Origin of the sequence: Phytomonospora endophytica (genome assembly GCF_014202425.1) — a bacterium.
GTDB lineage: Bacteria > Actinomycetota > Actinomycetes > Mycobacteriales > Micromonosporaceae > Phytomonospora > Phytomonospora endophytica.
This window is the reverse complement of record NZ_JACHGT010000013.1, coordinates 65397-82250: the sequence shown is the minus strand read 5'-3', so window position 1 is coordinate 82250 and position 16854 is coordinate 65397. Positions and strand designations below refer to the sequence as shown.

The 16854-nt window shown below is 70.4% G+C and carries 15 protein-coding genes, 1 tRNA gene and 1 pseudogene; 4 read left to right on the top strand and 13 right to left on the bottom strand.

Features of this window, described 5'->3' with window-relative positions; translation table 11 throughout:
• Positions 1-101: 101 nt before the first annotated feature.
• Positions 102-174: transfer RNA gene (locus tag HNR73_RS27165), tRNA-Thr, on the bottom strand.
• A 193-nt stretch (positions 175-367) separates the two neighbouring features.
• On the opposite strand from HNR73_RS27165, the gene HNR73_RS27160 reads away from it, so the two are divergent.
• The 3 genes from HNR73_RS27160 (at position 368) to HNR73_RS27150 (ending at position 3972) form a co-directional block, all read left to right on the top strand.
• Positions 368-601, top strand: coding sequence for a DUF1737 domain-containing protein (locus tag HNR73_RS27160; protein ID WP_184790481.1), 234 nt, complete (start codon positions 368-370; stop codon positions 599-601).
• Between the two features lie 32 nt (positions 602-633).
• Positions 634-2232, top strand: coding sequence for a metallophosphoesterase family protein (locus HNR73_RS27155; protein ID WP_221331168.1), 1599 nt, complete (start codon positions 634-636; stop codon positions 2230-2232).
• A gap of 129 nt (positions 2233-2361) precedes the next feature.
• Entirely contained in the window at positions 2362-3972 is a 1611-nt protein-coding gene (locus tag HNR73_RS27150) for a hypothetical protein (protein ID WP_184790479.1), read from the top strand.
• A gap of 59 nt (positions 3973-4031) precedes the next feature.
• On the opposite strand, the gene HNR73_RS27145 is transcribed toward HNR73_RS27150, so the two are convergent.
• The 4 genes from HNR73_RS27145 to HNR73_RS27130 are packed head-to-tail and all read right to left on the bottom strand — an operon-like array spanning position 4032 to position 7656.
• On the bottom strand, positions 4032-4685 hold the full coding sequence (locus HNR73_RS27145) for a GNAT family N-acetyltransferase (protein ID WP_184790478.1): 654 nt from the start codon (positions 4683-4685) through the stop codon (positions 4032-4034).
• 42 nt (positions 4686-4727) lie between these two features.
• Positions 4728-5678, bottom strand: coding sequence for a dimethylarginine dimethylaminohydrolase family protein (locus HNR73_RS27140; protein ID WP_184790477.1), 951 nt, complete (start codon positions 5676-5678; stop codon positions 4728-4730).
• Between the two features lie 56 nt (positions 5679-5734).
• The gene (locus HNR73_RS27135; RefSeq protein ID WP_184790476.1) at positions 5735-6925 is read right to left on the bottom strand and encodes a diacylglycerol kinase catalytic domain-containing protein; all 1191 of its coding nucleotides are present in this window, start codon (positions 6923-6925) and stop codon (positions 5735-5737) included.
• Complete coding sequence (locus HNR73_RS27130; RefSeq protein ID WP_184790475.1) at positions 6913-7656, bottom strand: hypothetical protein; 744 nt, start codon at positions 7654-7656, stop codon at positions 6913-6915. The genes HNR73_RS27135 and HNR73_RS27130 overlap by 13 nt, the downstream gene beginning before the upstream one ends.
• 253 nt (positions 7657-7909) lie before the next feature.
• Here HNR73_RS27130 and HNR73_RS40170 point away from each other — a divergent pair, with 253 nt between their 5' ends.
• A complete protein-coding gene (locus HNR73_RS40170) occupies positions 7910-8479 on the top strand; it encodes a type II toxin-antitoxin system RelE family toxin (RefSeq protein WP_239122185.1) in 570 nt (189 codons plus the stop codon).
• A gap of 116 nt (positions 8480-8595) precedes the next feature.
• On the opposite strand, the gene hemB is transcribed toward HNR73_RS40170, so the two are convergent.
• The 8 genes and pseudogenes from hemB to HNR73_RS27085 form a co-directional block, all read right to left on the bottom strand.
• Positions 8596-9579, bottom strand: coding sequence for a porphobilinogen synthase (hemB, locus tag HNR73_RS27120; RefSeq protein ID WP_184790474.1), 984 nt, complete (start codon positions 9577-9579; stop codon positions 8596-8598).
• A gap of 51 nt (positions 9580-9630) precedes the next feature.
• Positions 9631-11211 carry a uroporphyrinogen-III synthase gene (locus HNR73_RS27115; RefSeq protein ID WP_184790473.1) on the bottom strand — a complete coding sequence of 527 codons (1581 nt, stop codon included), beginning with the start codon at positions 11209-11211 and terminating at the stop codon, positions 9631-9633.
• A complete protein-coding gene (gene hemC, locus HNR73_RS27110; protein ID WP_184790472.1) occupies positions 11208-12242 on the bottom strand; it encodes a hydroxymethylbilane synthase in 1035 nt (344 codons plus the stop codon). Before hemC ends, HNR73_RS27115 begins: the two co-directional genes overlap by 4 nt.
• Positions 12243-12347: 105 nt before the next feature.
• Positions 12348-13730, bottom strand: a complete 1383-nt coding sequence (locus HNR73_RS27105; RefSeq protein WP_184790471.1) for a glutamyl-tRNA reductase — start codon at positions 13728-13730, stop codon at positions 12348-12350.
• Between the two features lie 110 nt (positions 13731-13840).
• A pseudogene (locus tag HNR73_RS27100) lies at positions 13841-14569 on the bottom strand (redox-sensing transcriptional repressor Rex); the annotation flags it as partial.
• Positions 14570-14986: 417 nt separating this feature from the next.
• The gene (locus HNR73_RS27095; RefSeq protein WP_184790469.1) at positions 14987-15838 is read right to left on the bottom strand and encodes a DUF4097 family beta strand repeat-containing protein; all 852 of its coding nucleotides are present in this window, start codon (positions 15836-15838) and stop codon (positions 14987-14989) included.
• A gap of 88 nt (positions 15839-15926) precedes the next feature.
• The gene (locus HNR73_RS27090) at positions 15927-16472 is read right to left on the bottom strand and encodes a hypothetical protein (protein WP_184790468.1); all 546 of its coding nucleotides are present in this window, start codon (positions 16470-16472) and stop codon (positions 15927-15929) included.
• Between the two features lie 91 nt (positions 16473-16563).
• A complete protein-coding gene (locus HNR73_RS27085; RefSeq protein ID WP_184790467.1) occupies positions 16564-16815 on the bottom strand; it encodes a hypothetical protein in 252 nt (83 codons plus the stop codon).
• Positions 16816-16854: the final 39 nt, after the last annotated feature.

Genomic DNA, 16854 nt, shown 5'->3' with positions numbered 1-16854 from the left:
ATCGGCTCGTGACGAAAAATCTCACGGTCAAATCACGGTCAAATGATCAAGAGGCCCGCTCCCCAACCAGGGAAGCGGGCCTCTGACCTGCTCGAACACTGAGCCGCCTGTCGGAATCGAACCGACGACCTATTCATTACGAGTGAATCGCTCTGCCGACTGAGCTAAGGCGGCGCGCACCCACGAAACACACGGGTACAGCGGTCGAGTGTACGTGATCCCCCCGGCCCGCGCGAAATGGGTTGCCGAACTACCCCCGACCGACCCGCCCGGCAGCCACCGACCCCGCCCCCGCCCCGCCCCCGCGCGATAGGGTCTTGGCGCGGGGGCCACCGCCTCCGGCGAGTCGACGTGAGGGCGTGCCCCGATGACTTCCCCGAGCGGGTTCGAAGCCCGACTGCGCTACCGGCTGATCACCGGCCCGGACGACGCGACGTTCTGCGAGCGCATCTCGGCGCTGCTCGACGACGGCTACGAACTCCACGGCTCCCCGAGCCTCACCTTCGACGGCGAGCGCGTCGTCGCCGCGCAGGCGGTCGTCCTGCCGCCCTATGAGGCAGTCCGTTCGCGCACGACTCATTCCGCCGACCCCATCACGTGACGGTCGCCACCCCACCGGGACACAATGGACAGGTGACCCCTCCTCGTCCGCAGAACCTGCACCCCGACCAGCTCGGCTTCACGCGTCGGCCCCGTGTGGCGTGGTTGTCGCCGCTCTTACTTCTCGGCACGGCGGTGCGGGTGGTGCTGGCGAAGCTCTTGGGCGCCTATCTCGACAAGCGTGAGCTGCAGCACCAGTTCCCGCAGGAGACCTTCGACCACTCCGGCGGCGAGGAGCTGTGGCTCGACTACGTCGCCGACCTGGGCGACGGTTTCGACTCGACGTACACCGTGGCGTATCTGGCGAGTCAGCCGACGCTCGACGTCGACGACTTCACGCTCCCACGCGGCCGCGTCATGGTCATGGGCGGCGATCAGGTCTACCCGACGGCGTCGTGGCAGGACTACGAGGACCGTTGCAAGGGCCCGTATCAGGCGGCCCTTCCCGCGGGCGACGGCGGCGATCTCTACGCCCTGCCCGGCAACCACGACTGGTACGACGGCCTGACGGCGTTCCTGCGCATGTTCGGTCACCGTCGTTCGATCGGCGGCCGCCGGACGGGCCAGCGGCGCAGCTACTTCGCGTTGAAACTCCCGGGTGACTGGTGGCTCTTCGCCATCGACTCCAACACCGAGGCCTACATCGACGATCCGCAGCTGACCTACTTCGAGGAGGCCGCGAAGGATCTGCGGGCCGGTCACAAGGTGATCGTCTGCCTGCCGCGGCCGTCGTGGGTGCTCAGTTGCGACGATCCGCGCCAGTTCGACACCGTCGACTACCTCATCCGCACCATCGTCACGCCCAAGGGCGCGACGGTGCCGCTGATGTTGTCCGGCGACCTGCACCACTACTCCCGTTACGCCACCGACGATGGCGGCCGCCAGCTGGTGACGTGGGGCGGCGGCGGCGCGTACCTGTCGGGCACGCACGACCTCCCGGAGGCCGTCGCGGTGCCGCATCCGGCGACGACGGCACGCAACGCGAGCCCGTCGGAGTCGTTCACGAAGCAGTCCTCCTACCCGTCCACGTCCGCTTCGCGGACGTGGGCGACGGGTGTGTTCTGGCGGCTTCCCCTCCGCAACCCGGGTTTCCTCGCCGTGCTCGGCGCCCTGCAGTTCGGCCTGCTGCTGGCCCTGCTGGGCCCGCCGACGACGGCGGTCGGTGCCGGCGCGGTCCTCTACGGCGTCTCGATCGTCTTCGCGCGACCTTCGCTGGGGCCGTGGAAGTGGCAGAACCTCCTCGCCGGGTTCCTGCACGGCACAGCGCATCTGGCCTTCGCGTTGGTCAGCCTCATCGTCTGGGGCCGGCTGGATCTGGCCGCGTGGTGGCTGTTCGCCGACCTGCCGGTCGCGATGGTCGGCGGCGGGATCCTGGTGACGGTCTACCTGTACCTCGCCGGGCTGCTCGGGGTCAACGACAACGAGTTGTTCGCGGGGCAGTCGATCGAGCACGCGAAGGGCTTCCTGCGCATCCGGATCGGCGCGGACGGCGGGTTGACGATCTACCCCTTGGCCGTCCCGCGCGTCAACCGGGTGTGGCACGCCGTTCCCGACGGTGAGGGCGAGCGGTCCTGGATCGCCCCCACGCAACACGTTCCGGTGACACTCATCGAACCTCCTATATCCATTTAGGCATTTAACGCCGCCTTTCGGACAATTGAGCGAGGGTTTCGCTTGCGTCGCGTAACCCTCCCATCACTGTCTCGTTGCGTCTGGTGAGGGCCCTCGTCCACTCCCCAACCGGCGTAACGGAAGGACCGGATGAGCAATTCATTTGTCCAGCAGCGACCCCTGGCGCGCTACGCGCGGCGTCTCGCCGCGAGCGGCGCGGCGCTCACGCTCTCGGTGGCGGGCCTCTCGCTGCCCGCGTCGTCGGCGCAGGCGGCGTGCGTGACCCCGAGCGTGCTGGCGGCCAGTGGTGCCGAACTCATGCGAGTGTCTACCTTGGACGTTCGTTCGCTCGGCATCGACCTGCCCCCGTTGAGCGACAACCGGCTCTCCACCAGCGGCAGTGCCGTGGCGAGCTTGAGCGCGACGAAGGCCCGCGCCTCGGCCGACCTGTACCAGGGCGACGTGCCCCTGGACGAGCTCGGATTGCCCGTCGTGCCGGGGAAAGAGGTCACGCAGACCGCTCCGCCCCACCACAACAAGCCCGCGACCGGTGTCGTCTCCGACCGCGACCTCGCGCTGGTGCGGACCGGCGCGGGCGAGCTCAGCGCGCACGCCCAGTGGCCCCGCCACCTCGGCTGCGGTGAGGGCAAAGGGCCGATCACCAGCACCTACAGCGCGATCAGTGACGCCGCCGTACTTCCGGGCGGTCTTCAGCTCGGCGGTTCGCCGGCCTCGTCGCCGAGTCTCCTGGCGATCCCGAAGACCGGGTTCACCGAGACCGGCGCGGACCTGGTCCGCACGAAGGCCGGCACCGACGGCATCGCCGCGCGTGCCACGGCCGGGCTCGAAGAGTTGCTGCTGATGGCGGGAACGCCCGCGAGCAGCCGGATCCGGGTCATCGACGCGCCTTCCCTGAAGGTCACCACCGACGGGAGCAGGAAGAACGCCTCGGTGGCCTACGCTTCGCCGATCCTGGAGATCATCAAGCCGGGCGGCAAGAAGGTGCGGCTCGACTCTCCCGACAAGAGCGTCGAGTACGGCCTTCCGTCGCGGTCCATCATGGAGGGTGGCGGCCCGCTGTCGGGCAATCCCCTGTCCGGCCTGCTTTCCCCGCTGCTGTCGGGGCTGGGCCTGCCCGGTCTCGGCGCGCAGCCGAAGCTGGAGGGCATCGTCCCGCCGAAGCTGCCGATCGCGCTCGACCCGAGCCTCCCGACGCCCGACCTGGCGGGCACGGGCCTGCCCGACCTCGGCCTCGACGGTCTCGGCGTGCCCGGTCTCGGTCTCGAAGGGCTGCCCGTGACGCAGGGCCTGACGGCCGAGGCGGCCGACCTCGACGAGGTTCTCACGGTCCGGATCAGTCTCGGCCATGTCGAGAGCCGGATCTACCCGCGCGCGGTCGTCGCCGAGGCCTCCTCGGCGCGTGTGCAGATCTTCGCGAAGGTGCCTGGCCGCCAGTCGCGGATTCCCGTGCTGGACGCCGGAATCGGGATGCTCAGTGCCGCCGTCGCCGTCCCGGAGATGGTGATCTTCAGTGAGAGCGCGGACTCCACCGGCTCCGGCGAGGGCACGAACGGCGAGACGGCCCCGGCCGTCGTGCCGGAACAGAAGCGGGAGAACATCGCGCCGAAGTCGAACTCGCTGCCGCTGACGGGCACCGGTGGTGTGCTGACACTGATCGGTGTCGGGATAGCCACGATCCTGGTGGGGCGCGGGATCTACCTCCTCGCCCGACGCAAGGGCAACGCCGCCGCCGGCGACTAGACCTCACCTGGCACTCCCCCAAGGGGCCCGTCGGTGCAACCCCACCGGCGGGCCCCGCGCTATGCGGGCAGACCGAGCAGGTCGCGGCAGTCGTCGAGACCTTCGACGGTCACGTCGACGGCGCGGTTCTCCGCCCAGGCCTCGCGGTCGATCAGCAGGCGCTGCAACACATTGGGCTTCCCGCCCGGCGTCACCCGCTCGGTCCCGTTCTCGCGGTAACCGAGCTTGCGCGACACCGCCAGCGACGCCGGATTGTCGACGTGCGCGGCCGACACCGCGACCTCCGCGCCGAAGCCGTCGAACGCCAGGTGCAGGATCGCCGCGCGCATCTCCGTGCCGATGCCCTTGCCGTGGAAGCGCTGCCCCAGCCACGATCCCGACCCGACCTGCCGGGTGATCGCGAACTCCCGCGAGCCGATGTCCTGCATTCCGACGACCCCGTCGCCGTGGAACACCGCGAAGGGGATCGCCCACCGTTCGGCGCCGATCCGCCCGAGCATCTCGAAGTGATGCCGGACGACACCGAAGGCCCGTTCCGCGGGCGGCGCCTCCGACCACGGGACGTTGAAGGGCATGATCGCCGCGTCGTGCACCCCGTCGGCCGCGACATCGGCGAGTGCCGCGAGTTCGGCCGGATCGGGCAGCCGGAGGGTGAGTCGCGGGGTGGTGAGGCGGAGGCCGTAGAGCGGGAAGTGGCGGGTCAGCGGGTTCATGCAGGGATGGTGCGGGGTGGCGGCGGTGCTTGGCGAGGGGTTTTAGGCCCGCAGCAGTGCCTGGGTGCTGCACCGGAAGGATCCGCCGAGCGAGCGGGTGATGGAGAAGTCGACGTACTCGACGCGCACGCCCGCCTTCGCGAGCCGGTCGCCGACGAAGGAGAACGCGGGGTCGGTGACGTAGACGTCGGGTGTGATGGGGAGGCCGTTGGTGGCGAGGGAGGTGGCCTGGTCGAAGGTGATCGGCACGGATTCCCAGTCGCGCAGGCTTTCCGGGAGCCCGTCGGGGAGCGCGTCGGGGCTGTGCACGAGAAGCCCGTCGCGGATGAGGCCGAGGGCGCAGTCGAGGTGGAGGATCCGCTCGTGGAGTCGGACGTATTCGACGGTGAACCCGTGTGGTTCGAGGAGTTTGGCGAGCCAGCGGACCCCCCGCTCGTTCGACGCCAGGCCGGAGGAGCCGACGTATACGCGCCGGCCGAGGACGAGCACGTCACCGCCTTCGAGGTAGGGACCGGCGTCGTCGTCGACCGCGGGCTGCGGGACCGCGACGTACGTGCAGGGGGCGGGGTGGACGCGTTCGTCGAGGATGTCGCGGATCGGGAGGATCTCGCGGCGGCGGTGGCGTAGTCGCAAGGAGCCTTCGACGACGTGGTCCCCGACGGTGAAGAAGGGGTCGCGGCTGAAGAAGTTGGCGTACCCGTCGTCGCCCCCGGCGGCCTTCTCGGCCTTGGTCAGCGGGCGCGGACGCAGCACCTCGACGCCGTGGGCTTCGAGGACCGCACCGAAGGTCTCGCGCTCGCGTTCCCACGCGGCGTGCCGCTCGGGGTCGGCGTCGCGCATGTCGCGGCCGAGCGAGTTGCTCTCGGCGGCGCCGTCGCGGAGGAAGCGGAGCTCCGGCGAGTCGGCGGCACCTCCGGGGACCGCGACCTCGCAGCGCGCGAGGACCACGGTGCGCAGGGGCGCGAACTCGGACTCGACGTGGACGGTCGGCATGGGGGGAGCCTAAAACGGGAGGTGGGGGCGGGTGGGCCGAACGGCGGCATCCGAGGTCACCCCCGCCACAGAAGCAGCCCGTAGCCCTGGGTGTTCTCCCCGACAAGGAGGGTCACTCCGTTGCCGACCGCGGCTCCCAGCAGTTCCCTCGCCTCGTCGAAACGGTTGGCGGCGACGTCGTCCTTGGTCCAGGCACAGCCGTCCGGGGAGGTCCACAGCCCGCTGATGCCCTGGGAGTAGTTGTCGGGGTTCGAGCCGCCGAGCAGCAGGAAGCCGTACCGGAAGGCGACGGCCTCGTTGACGAAGTAGCCGCCGACCCCGATGTCCGGCAGCCGGCCGACGTCCACCGTCGCGGGGGTGAGGGCGCCGTCGGCGCACCACGCCTCCCGCACCGATCTCTCGTTGAAGCCGCCGAGATCGTCTTCGACGTAGTTCGGATCGCCGGGTTGCAGCCAGCTGTAGACGTCGCCGTGCACGGCGACGTTCCCGCCGTTGACGGCGAGTCCGGTGATGATGGTCGTGTCGGGGATCTGTTCGGGCAGTCCGCTCAGATCGCCCGGCGCGATGGACATCTGCAAACGGCCGCGCACCGACCGGTGCAGCAGCGCCGTCCCCCACGGTGTCACGGCCGCGTTCAGCGGCAGGTGGCTGAAGGACGAGGAGCGCTCGGCCCGGGGTCTGAGCGGGGTCTCGATCGCGGTGTAACCGTCCACTGAGGACCACAGCGTGGACGTGCCCGCCGTTTCGTCGACCCGGGCCGCGTAGACCTCGCCGTCGACCACTTCGAGCGCCCAGTAGAAGCCCTCCAGAACGTAGGCGGCAACGGGCTCGACGGGCAGCGCGACCGGCTCGGACCACTCGCCGTCGCCGGTGTACTCCCAGATCAGCTGCTCGCGGTCGTCCGCGCCGGGACCGGTGAGGTAGATCCGGCGACCGTCGTCGGCGACGGCGACGTTCCCGTCACGCCAGCCCGGCGGCGGGGTCGCCGTCCACTCTCGACCGTCCTTTGAGGTCAGAATCGCCGTCGCGTAGTTGCTCCCATAGGGCTTCACGAGCAGGACGAAGCCCGGATCGCCCCCGGCGATGTCGGCGAAGGACGCTTCGGGCAGTCCGGCGGTACCGAGCGCTTCCCACGCGGGCGCCTCGATCGGTGGGGGCGGTTCGAGCGTCGCCGGTCCGTTTGTGCAACCCGCCGTCAGGGACACGAGCAGCAGCGCGGCCGTGGCCTGGATTCTCAGTCGGCGCATTCCTCCGAGGTCACCCACCCTCCGCCCCGCTCGCACATCAGGGTCGTGTTCTCGGTGGAGCTGACCGCGAAGGGCTCGCCGCCGTCGTCGATGACGGTGAGTTCCCGCGAGTCGCCCCACGACCAGTCGAGTTCGAGGACGAAGAGCACCGTGCCGCTCGTGACGTCGAGCCTGACCGAATAGGCGACCGGGTCGCTCTGCGTGACGGTCCACGGAAACGGCGGGGTCGCCAGTTCGGTGTCGTTGACGACCGCCGACGCCGCCGACTCGTCGAGGTCGACTTTCAGGTCGATGGGCTGCAGGACGGCCCCGCAGCCGGAGTCGAACAGCCGCAGGCCCCGTTGTGGCGCCTCACGGCCGACGACGCGGGCGCCGATCGAGTGCAGCACCGCGGTCCGGTCGGTGACCTCCTGGACGATGACCTCGACGGCGCTTCCCGCGCCGAGGACGCCCGGCGACGGGACCGTCCGCGGCGGGAACCTGGTGCCCTCGGCGACCGGCCCGGGGACGATCCACGACGACGTGCACTGGTTGTGCAGCGGCGGAAGGATCACCGCGTACTCCAGCCGGGGCGCCGCGTCGGCGCTCGGGCTGAGCAGGATCGGGACGACGATCCCCGCGACGAGGGTGGTCGCCAGACTGACCAGGATCGTGGCCTGCGTCGGCACCCCGGCGGCCTTCCACCAGCCGAGGAGACGGGCACGGCGGGATGGGGCGGGGAGTGCGGGCATCCGGACTCCAGGGCGTGGAGCGGGCACGAGAGACAAGCCTAACGAGGCGGCGACGCCGGGGATGTCAACGAGGCGACAGGAGTGAGGGGTACTCGCACGAGCCGTCGACGGGGTACTGGCGACGGCGTGAGGCCCGGCTTGCCCCCTCGCGGATGGCGACCGACTCGGGCGAACGCACCACGCTCGACGAGGTGCTCGCCGCCTTCGGTCACTCCCGCGAATCGCTCCTCGACCTGCCCGAGGACGACTGAACGTGACCGAAATCGTCTTCACCGACGCGGCCGTCGACGACCTTCGGCGCATTGGCCCCGACGCGGTTCCCAGGGTTCTGCGCAGACTGCTCCTGCTCGACAAGGATCCGAAGGCCGGTTACCCGCTCGGCAGCGAACTCACCGGCTTTCGCAAGCTGATCGTCGGCAGGAACTCCTGGCGGTTCGTCTACCGCATCGCCGAGGACGGGCACATCGAGGTCTGCGAGATCTGGGCCATCGGCGAACGCGCCGACGCCGAGGTCTACGCCGAAGCGGCCATGCGCATCCGGCAGGCCGACTCCACCACCCCGGCTTTCGCCAGGCTGGCCGACGTGATCGAACAGCTCGGCAAGCTCGGCGGCGGTGTCAAGGCGCCGGAGGTGGCGCCGACTCGCGAGCCCGTGCCCGACTGGCTCGCGGAACGCTTGATCCACATCGCCGGGATGCCGAGGGAAACCGTGGCCGCCCTCGACCTTCAGGAAGCCGTCGATGCCTGGACGGAGCACATGTCCAGGCCGAACCGACCCCTACCTCGCCGAGATACCCCGCGCCCGAGTGCGCCACGTGCTTGACCATCCCCAGCAGGTTCATCCCGCTGGGCGTCAGCGGCCGCCGGACGTCGTACACCGACAGTCCTTCCACACGAGCGGCTCACGCGCTTCCCGCAGGTCACCGCGCAAGTCGGACTTCAGTACCCCGCCCGCAAAACCCCCGCGAGCTCCTCCGCCCAGTACGTCGCGACCATCGTCGCGCCGGCTCGGCGGATCGACGTCACCGTCTCCAGGATCATGCGCTCGCGGTCGATCCACCCACGGGCGGCGGCCGCCTCGACCATGGCGTACTCCCCCGAGACCTGGTACGCCGCAACGGGTACCTCCGACTCGGCGGCCACCGCGGCCACGATGTCCAGGTACGGTCCGGCGGGCTTGACCATCACGATGTCGGCGCCCTCGTCGATGTCCATGCGGACCTCGCGCAGCGCCTCGACGGCGTTGGCCGGGTCCTGCTGGTACGTTCGGCGGTCGCCTTCCAGCGCACTCTCGACGGCGTCGCGGAAGGGTCCGAAGCACGCCGACGCGTACTTCGCGGCGTAGGCCAGGATCGCGGTGTCCACGTCACCGGCGGCGTCCAGCACCGACCGGACGTGCCCGACCTGCCCGTCCATCATCCCGCTGGCGCCGAGGACGTGCGCGCCCGCGTCGACCTGGGCGAGCGCCATCTGCCCGTACAGCTCCAGCGTCGCGTCGTTGTCGACGGCACCGTCGGGCCCGAGTACTCCACAGTGCCCGTGCGACGTGAACTCGTCGAGGCACAGGTCGGAGATGATCACGGTCGAGTCGCCGACCTCGGAAACGACGTCCCGCAGCGCGACGTTCAGGATGCCGCCGGGGTCGAGCGCGCCGGACCCGCTCTCGTCGCGCGTGGCGGGCACGCCGTAGATCATGATGCCGCCGACGCCCGCGTGCACGGCCGACACCACGGCCTTGCGCAGCGAGTCGCGCGTGTGCTGCATGACTCCCGGCATCGACTCGACCGGCCGCGGCTCGGTGAGCCCCTCGCGGATGAACAGCGGCTGGATCAGCTCGGCGGGGTGCACCCGCGTCTCGGCGACCGCCCTGCGCATCGCGGGCGTGCGGCGGAGTCGGCGGGGGCGGCTGGCGGGGAAGGACATGCCCGTACCTCCAAGAAAAGGGCGCGCCCGGCGAAAGGCGCGCCCCAGGGTCTAACGGAACCGTAGCGCGGTCGGCCCCTGGACCTTCGCGCCCCGGCGGGTCTTCACCGGCGCCTCGGCGAGGCGCCGCTTGAGCTCCGAGGCGTACTCGGCCAGCGCCTCGACCAGATCCGGCACGGTCGAGTGCTCGGGCTGGGCGTCGACACGGAGACCGAACTCACGCGCGGTCTCGGCCGTGGCGGGCCCGATGACGGCGACGACGGTCCGCGCGTGCGGCTTCCCGGCGATGCCGACGAGGTTCCGGACCGTCGACGACGACGTGAACAGCACGGCGTCGAAGCCGCCGGACTTGATCGCGTCGCGGATGTCGGCCGGCGGCGGCGCCGCCCGCACGGTCCGGTAGGCGGTGACGTCGTCGATCTCCCAGCCGCGGTCGACGAGACCGGCGGCGAGGATCTCGGTGGCGATGTCGGCCCGCGGCAGCAGGACGCGGCCGACGAGGTCGAGGATCGGGTCGTGCGGCGGGAACTCCTCAAGGAGTCCTTCGCTGGACTGCGGACCCGACGGCACCAGCTCCGGCTCGATACCGAAGCCGCGGACGGCCTCGGCGGTCGCCTCGCCGATGCAGGCGATCTTCACGCCACCGAAGGAACGCGAGTCGAGCCCGTGCTCCTCGAAACGCTCGCGGATGGCGCGGACGGCGTTGACCGACGTGAACACGATCCACGCGTAACGCCCGTCGACGAGGCCCTTGACCGCGCGCTCCATCTGCGCGGGGGTGCGCGGCGGCTCGACGGCGATCGTCGGCACCTCGCACGGGATGGCGCCGTAGGCGCGCAGCCGCTCGCTCATCGCGCCGGCCTGCTCCTTCGTGCGCGGCACGAGGACCTTCCAGCCGTACAGTGGGCGGTTCTCCCACCAGCCGAGGACGTCGCGCTCGTCGACGCCGGTGCCGATGGTGAGCACGACGCGCCCGGCGAAGCCGAGCGCGGCCTCCACGAAGGTGTCCACAGTGGACGTGGCGGTGTGCTGCGTCTCGCCGGTCACGTCACCGGTCACCGCGACGGGCGTCATCCCGTCGACGGCGCCCGAGAGCAGCACGTCGCGGACGGCGCCGAGGTCGCCGGAGTCGACGCTCAGGACCAGGGTCCCGCGCCCGACGGCGGCGGCCAGCACGGCCGGTTCGAGCGTGTTGACGTCGTCGACCTCGACGAGCGCCCGGTAGTCGGCCGGGGGCATCCCGGCGTAGGCGGCGACGGCGGCGGCGTGGCTGACGCCCGGCACCGAGTCGAAGGGCACCTTCGCCTCGGACACCGCGCGGACCTCGGTCACCACGGCGGCGTGCGGGTAGATGTCGCCGCCGATGAGGCGCACGGGACGGTCGCCGTCCTTGGCGTGCGCGATGAGCTGCTTGGCCACGTCGGAAGGCGAGCCCTCGGCCGGGCGGCAGATGACACCTTCGGCGAGTTGTTCACGGACGGCGCTCAGCAGCGGCTCGGGCAGCGACCGGTCGTAGTAGACCTGACTCGCCGCCGAAAGCGCGTCGAGCGCGCGTTTCGTCAGCAGGCCGGGGTCGCCGGGGCCTGCACCTACGAAGCAGATGCGGCCGACGAGCTTGCGGGCACGGGTCATCTCACACTCTCCAACAGTGATTCGGCGCCTTCCGCTAGCAGCGTCGCGGCGAGTCTGCGGCCGACGGCCGCGCCCACCTCGTCTGCGTCGTCGGAGGCGGTAAGCGTTCCGGTGTCGGACAAGCGGACGGCGTGCCGACCGTCCAGCTGGATCACGGCACCGCGCAGGTACAACTCGTACTCCCCGTCACCGGCATCGGCGATGTCGCAGAGCGCTGCGACGGGGGCGCTGCATCCGGCTTCGAGCGTGGCGAGCATGGCCCGTTCCGCACTCACCGCCGCACGGGTCTCGCGGTCGTCGAGCTCGGCGAGCTCGGCGGTCAGGGTGGTGTCGGCCGTACGGCACTCGACGGCCAGTGCGCCCTGTGCGGGCGCGGGCAGTACGAACATCGGGTCGAGGGTCTCGGTGACCACGGCCAGCCGGCCGAGGCGGGAGATTCCGGCGCGGGCCAGGACGACGGCGTCCAGGTCGGCCGACTCACCGAGGACCCGGTTGATCCGGGTGTCCACGTTGCCGCGTATGGGGACGCACTCGAAGCCTCGGCCGAGTGCGTTGATCTGGGAGACCCGTCGGAGCGCGCCGGTGCCGATCCGGGCGCCTTCGGGCAGGTCGAGGAGGGTCATGCCGTCACGGGCGACGAGGGCGTCGCGGGGGTCCTCGCGGAGGGGGACGGCGGCGATTGTCAAGACCGGGTGGTGATCCGCCGGCGAGGGAAGAGCGGTACGACCCGCGAGTTGTCGTACGGAGCTGTCAGACTCCGGGCGACCGAGCGGCGCATAGGGCGTTGTGGGCAGGTCCTTGTAGGAGTGGACGGCCACGTCGATCTCTTTGGCGGCGAGGGCGTCCCGGAGCGCGGAGGTGAAGACGCCGACGCCGAGCTCGCGCACCGGCGCGCTGCTGCGGTCGCCGGGGGTGGAGATCTCGACGAGTTCGACCTCGCGTCCGGTCAGCGCGCGGACGCGGTCGGCGATCATGCCGGTCTGGGCGAGCGCGAGGGCGCTGGCGCGGGTGCCGATCTTGATGGCGGTCACGCGCTCCTCCTTCGTGTGCTCGGTGCGTGCGCGGTGTTCACCGGAGGGCACAGTGCGGTGAGTGAGACGTGGTTCACCGTATGCCCCCGTTTGGCCTGCAATTAGTCATCTCAGACCGACACCATGCCGCACGGGGCCGCCCGCTGGCAAATCGGCGGAGTCGAAGTCGGCATCGGCTGTGACCTGCAACGCTTCGGCGGTCGTGTGCTCGGAGACCGCGGACAGTCCGGCGACGTCGAGGGCGAAGAGTTCTCGCAGGGCCGCGGCGTACTGCTCCCCGCCCGGTTCGGCGGCGAGCTGCCGCACCCGCACCGAGGGCTGGTGGAGTAGCCGGCGCACGACCCGGTGGACGGTGTTGCGGACCTCGGCGCGCTGCTCGTCGGTCATGTGGGGGCACTTGTTGGCGAGCCTTTCGAGCTCGGCCTCCATGACCTGGTCGGCGCGGCCGCGCAGGGCGGCGACGGTCGGCGCGACCTCGGCCGAGCGCAGTCGGCCGGTGAAGGCGGCGACCTCGGCGTCGATGATGGCGCGGGCGGCGGCCTCGGCGCTCGCGGAGGCGCCGCCGTCGTGGGTGTGGAGGGCTTCTGCGAGCCCGGCCATGTCGAGGACGGTGACGCCGGGGAGTTCGGCGACGTTGGCGTCGACGTCGCGCGGGACGGCCAGGTCGAGAACGAGGGTCGCGGAGTCGCCACGTTCGCTGAAGTCGGCGGCGCTGAGGACCTGCCCGGTCGACGCGGTCGCGGACACGACGATGTCGACGCTCGCGAGCGCGGTGTGGAGTTCGTCGAAGGGGACCGCGGTGGCCTCGTAGGCCTCGGCGAGCCGTTCGGCGCGGGCGAGTCCGCGGTTGGCGACGTACAGCGGCCCGGCGCCGTTGCGGCGGAGCGTGGCGAGGGTGAGGGCGCCCATGGCACCGGCGCCGACGACGAGCGCGGAGGCTCCGGCGACGTCGATCCCGGCCCGTTTCGCACCGATGTCCAGCGCGGCCGACACGACGCTGCGGCCGCGTTCGTCGATGCCGGTCTCGTTGTGGGTGCGCTTCCCGACGCGCAGGGCCTGCTGCATCAGGTCGTGCAGGGCGCGGCCGGCGGCCTCGTGGGCGCGCGCGTTCTCGTAGGCGGTGCGCAGCTGCCCGATGATCTGGGTCTCGCCGAGGACCATCGAGTCCATGCCGGAGGCGACGGTGAAGGCGTGGTCGACGGCGTCGACGCCGTGCCGGACGTACATGTGCTGCGCGAGTTCGTTGACCTCGGCGCCGGCGTGCCCGGCGAGGACGGTCGCGATGTCGGACAGGCCCGCGTGGAAGCCGGAGACGGCGGCGTAGATCTCGACGCGGTTGCAGGTCGACAGGATCACGGCCTCCCCGACGTGGGGTCTGGCCAGGAGCGCGGTCAGCAGGCCGGGCAGCTCGTCGGGGGTGACGGCGAGCCGTTCCAGGAGGGACACCGGAGCGGTCCGGTGCGAGGCGCCGACGGCGAGGAGGTTCATTCGTTCACCACACTGTCTGAGAAGGTCACGCCGGGGGGCGGAGGGACCACGTTCTTCGGTGGGGACTGCGTCTTGGCGGACTTGTCGATCTTGGCGGTCGCGGTTTTCTTGGCGGTCTTCTTCGCCGGGACCGGTTTAACCGGTGCGTACTGAGAGGAGCCTGTGCGCGCGCTGGCCTTGCGGTGTTCGTGGAAGGAGAGGATCTGGAGTTCGATGGCGAGATCCACCTTGCGGACGTCGACGCCGTCGGGGACCGACAGGACGCACGGCGCGAAGTTGAGAATGCTCGTCACACCCGCATTAACGAGTAGATCAGCCACAGGCTGCGCGGCGTGGGGTGGTGTGGTGAGCATCGCGATGGAGATTCCCTCGGTCGCCACGACTTCGGCGATGTCGTCGACGTGCCGGACCAGCAGCCCGTTGATGGTCTCGCCGAGGCGGGAGTCGTCGACGTCGAAGAGGGCCGCTATCCGGAAGCCGCGGGGACCGAAGCCGGCGTACCCGGCGAGCGCGTGGCCGAGGTTTCCGATGCCGACGAGGGCGACCGCGCGGTGCTCGGCGAGGCCGAGGACGGTCGAGATCTGCGACGTGAGCAGTTCCACGTCGTAGCCGACGCCGCGGGTCCCGTAGGAGCCGAGTTGGGAGAGGTCCTTGCGGAGCTTGGCGGCGTTGATGCCGGCGGCGGCGGCGAGGTCCTCGCTGGAGACGGTGTCGCGGCCGATGTCGGCGAGGGAGTGCAGGGCGCGGAGGTATTCGGGGAGGCGGGCGACGGTGGCTTCGGGGAGGGTGGGGAGCTGGGTGGATTCACCGCCGGGGGGAGTTTGCCTGTCCTGGTTCATGGGTCTCCGGGGTGAGCTCGAATCCGAGGCCCGATCCGCGCGTCAGGGCCACCGCCGACCCAGCGTAGGCGCTTGTGAAGGCGTGCACAAATCGGGATCTTGAGGGTCGTCGATGTTTCGTCTATGGCTTGTAGAAGTTTGTGCCGGTTGCGGAGTGGGGGAGGCGACACCCCGGGCACGGCAAGGCAGCGCCCACTTGTGGACTTGGCGTGATCGAGGACAAGCCCCCGCGGCACGAATGCCTTCCAGCCTTGATCACGCGCCAGCAAGTGGACGCTGCTCGATGAGTATGACCCGGATTGGACGGATATGTGGAGTGACGGGCCGAATTGGATCATGTGTTGCCCACGCAACGCGGGACCTTGGTCACTCGGACGGGTGACCAGGTCCCGCGTTGGGGGTTTCCGGGGGTGAGGGCTATCCGGCCCGGCGGACGTTGATGCCGCCCATGGAGGTGTGCGCGTGGACCTCGATGGTCTCGGTGGCGTCGGCGGGCGGGCCGGCGATCTCGTCGAGGCCGTTGTGGACGCGGCCGAGTTTGGTGCTCAGGTCGAGCTTGGCGGCCACGCCCCGGGCGACCTGGAGGTCGATGGAGCCCATGGACGTGCTCAGGTCGAAAAGGCCGTTGGTGGCCGGGCCGACCTCGATGGAGCCGTTGGAGGTCTTCGCCTCGACGCCCGCGCCGGGCTGCTCGACGGTGATGCTGCCGTTGGCGGAGCGGACCCGCGCGCCGCCGCCGACCGCGCCGAGTTCCACGTCGCCGTTGGAGCTCTTGACGGAGGCCGTGCCGCCGACCTGGCCGATCCGGATGCGGCCCGAACCGGTCTGCACCTCGGCGTTGCCGACGACGGTGCCGACCTTGACCTGGCCCGCCGACGTGTGGATGTCGAGGGCGCCGCAGCGGTCGAGCTGGACGTCACCGGCGGAGGTCTTGACGCGGACGTCACCGAGGGAGCCGGTGCCGTAGAGGTTGCCGGCCTGCGCCTTGCCGGCCAGGTGGGAGCCGGTCGGAGCCTGGATGGTGACTTCGACCGAGCGGGACTTGCGGGAGCCGTCGAAAGGCTTGATCTTCGGGGAGATGACCCGCAGCTCGCCGTTGACGAAGTCGACCGTGGTCTGTTCGGCGGCCTTGCGGTCGGATTCCTTGGCGGCGTTGGTGGGGGTGACCTCGACGATGGTGTCGCTGCGGTCGGAGGTGGTGATGTTGATGTTGCCCGCACCCATCTCGACGGTGATGGCGATGGCGGTGGGGGTGGCGAAAGAAGGCATGGCGAAGCTCCTGTGGTGAGAGGTCTTGGGTCTTACTGAAAGGTCTTGGGTCTTGCTGAGAGGTCTTGGGTCTTGCCGGGGTTTCGGGTCAGCGGGCCCAGCCGTTGAAGCGGTTGGGGTGGCGCGTGCCGGGTGGTGGCCCCTGGAACGGGAACGGGAACGGTGGTGGTTCGTCCCGCTCGCGACGGCGGAGTGCCGCCGAGGTGACGCGGACGAGCCAGGCGTTGACCGAGCGGCCTTCACGGGCGGCGGCGTCCTCGATGGCGGACTTGAGCTGCTCGGGGGGCCGGAAGTTGATGCGGGCCGCGGGGCCCTCGTGGGTTTCGTGGGTTTCGCCGTGCGGATCGCCGTGAGCGGGCGCTTCGGCGGTGGGTGACGTCACGGGTGACGCCGGGGTGGGGGTGACGACGAAGCTCGGTTCCCGGCCTCGGAGGCGGAGCTGGACCGAGCCGGGGGCGAGGTCGCGGCTGATCTCGTCGGCGGCGTCGGCGAGGGCTTCGATCAGGGTGAGACGGATGGCCGGTTCGAGGGCGCCGGCGAACTGCTCGAACAGCGCACGGGCCTCGGGACCGGAGGTTTCGGCGACGGCCGCGAACTCCTGTCCGAGGCGTTGTACGTGCGTTGCGATGTCCATGACGCCATCATGACATCACTGATGGCGCATCGTCAAGTCATGTGGCGCCACTTCTTGTCAGAAGTGGCGCCAGGTTGGCTCAAGGGGTGGCTCAGCTGTCCGGGGTGAGGAGGTGGAAGTCGGCGCGGATCCGGCGTTGTCGCAGGTAGTGGTCTTCGAGACGGTGGCGCCCGTGGTGACGGTCCAGCTTGTAGGCCAGGAGACACAGGAAGCACGTGCAGTACTTGAAGACGGAGACGTCGTGGTTGTGCGCGGCCGAGACGAGCGTCGCGACGAGGGCGGTGATCGGGAGTGTCGCGAGCAGGGTGGCGCCGACGACGAGTGTTACGTTCTCAGCTGACATTGAAAGACGCTTTCTGTGTCATTGCAGCCACTCCGGAGT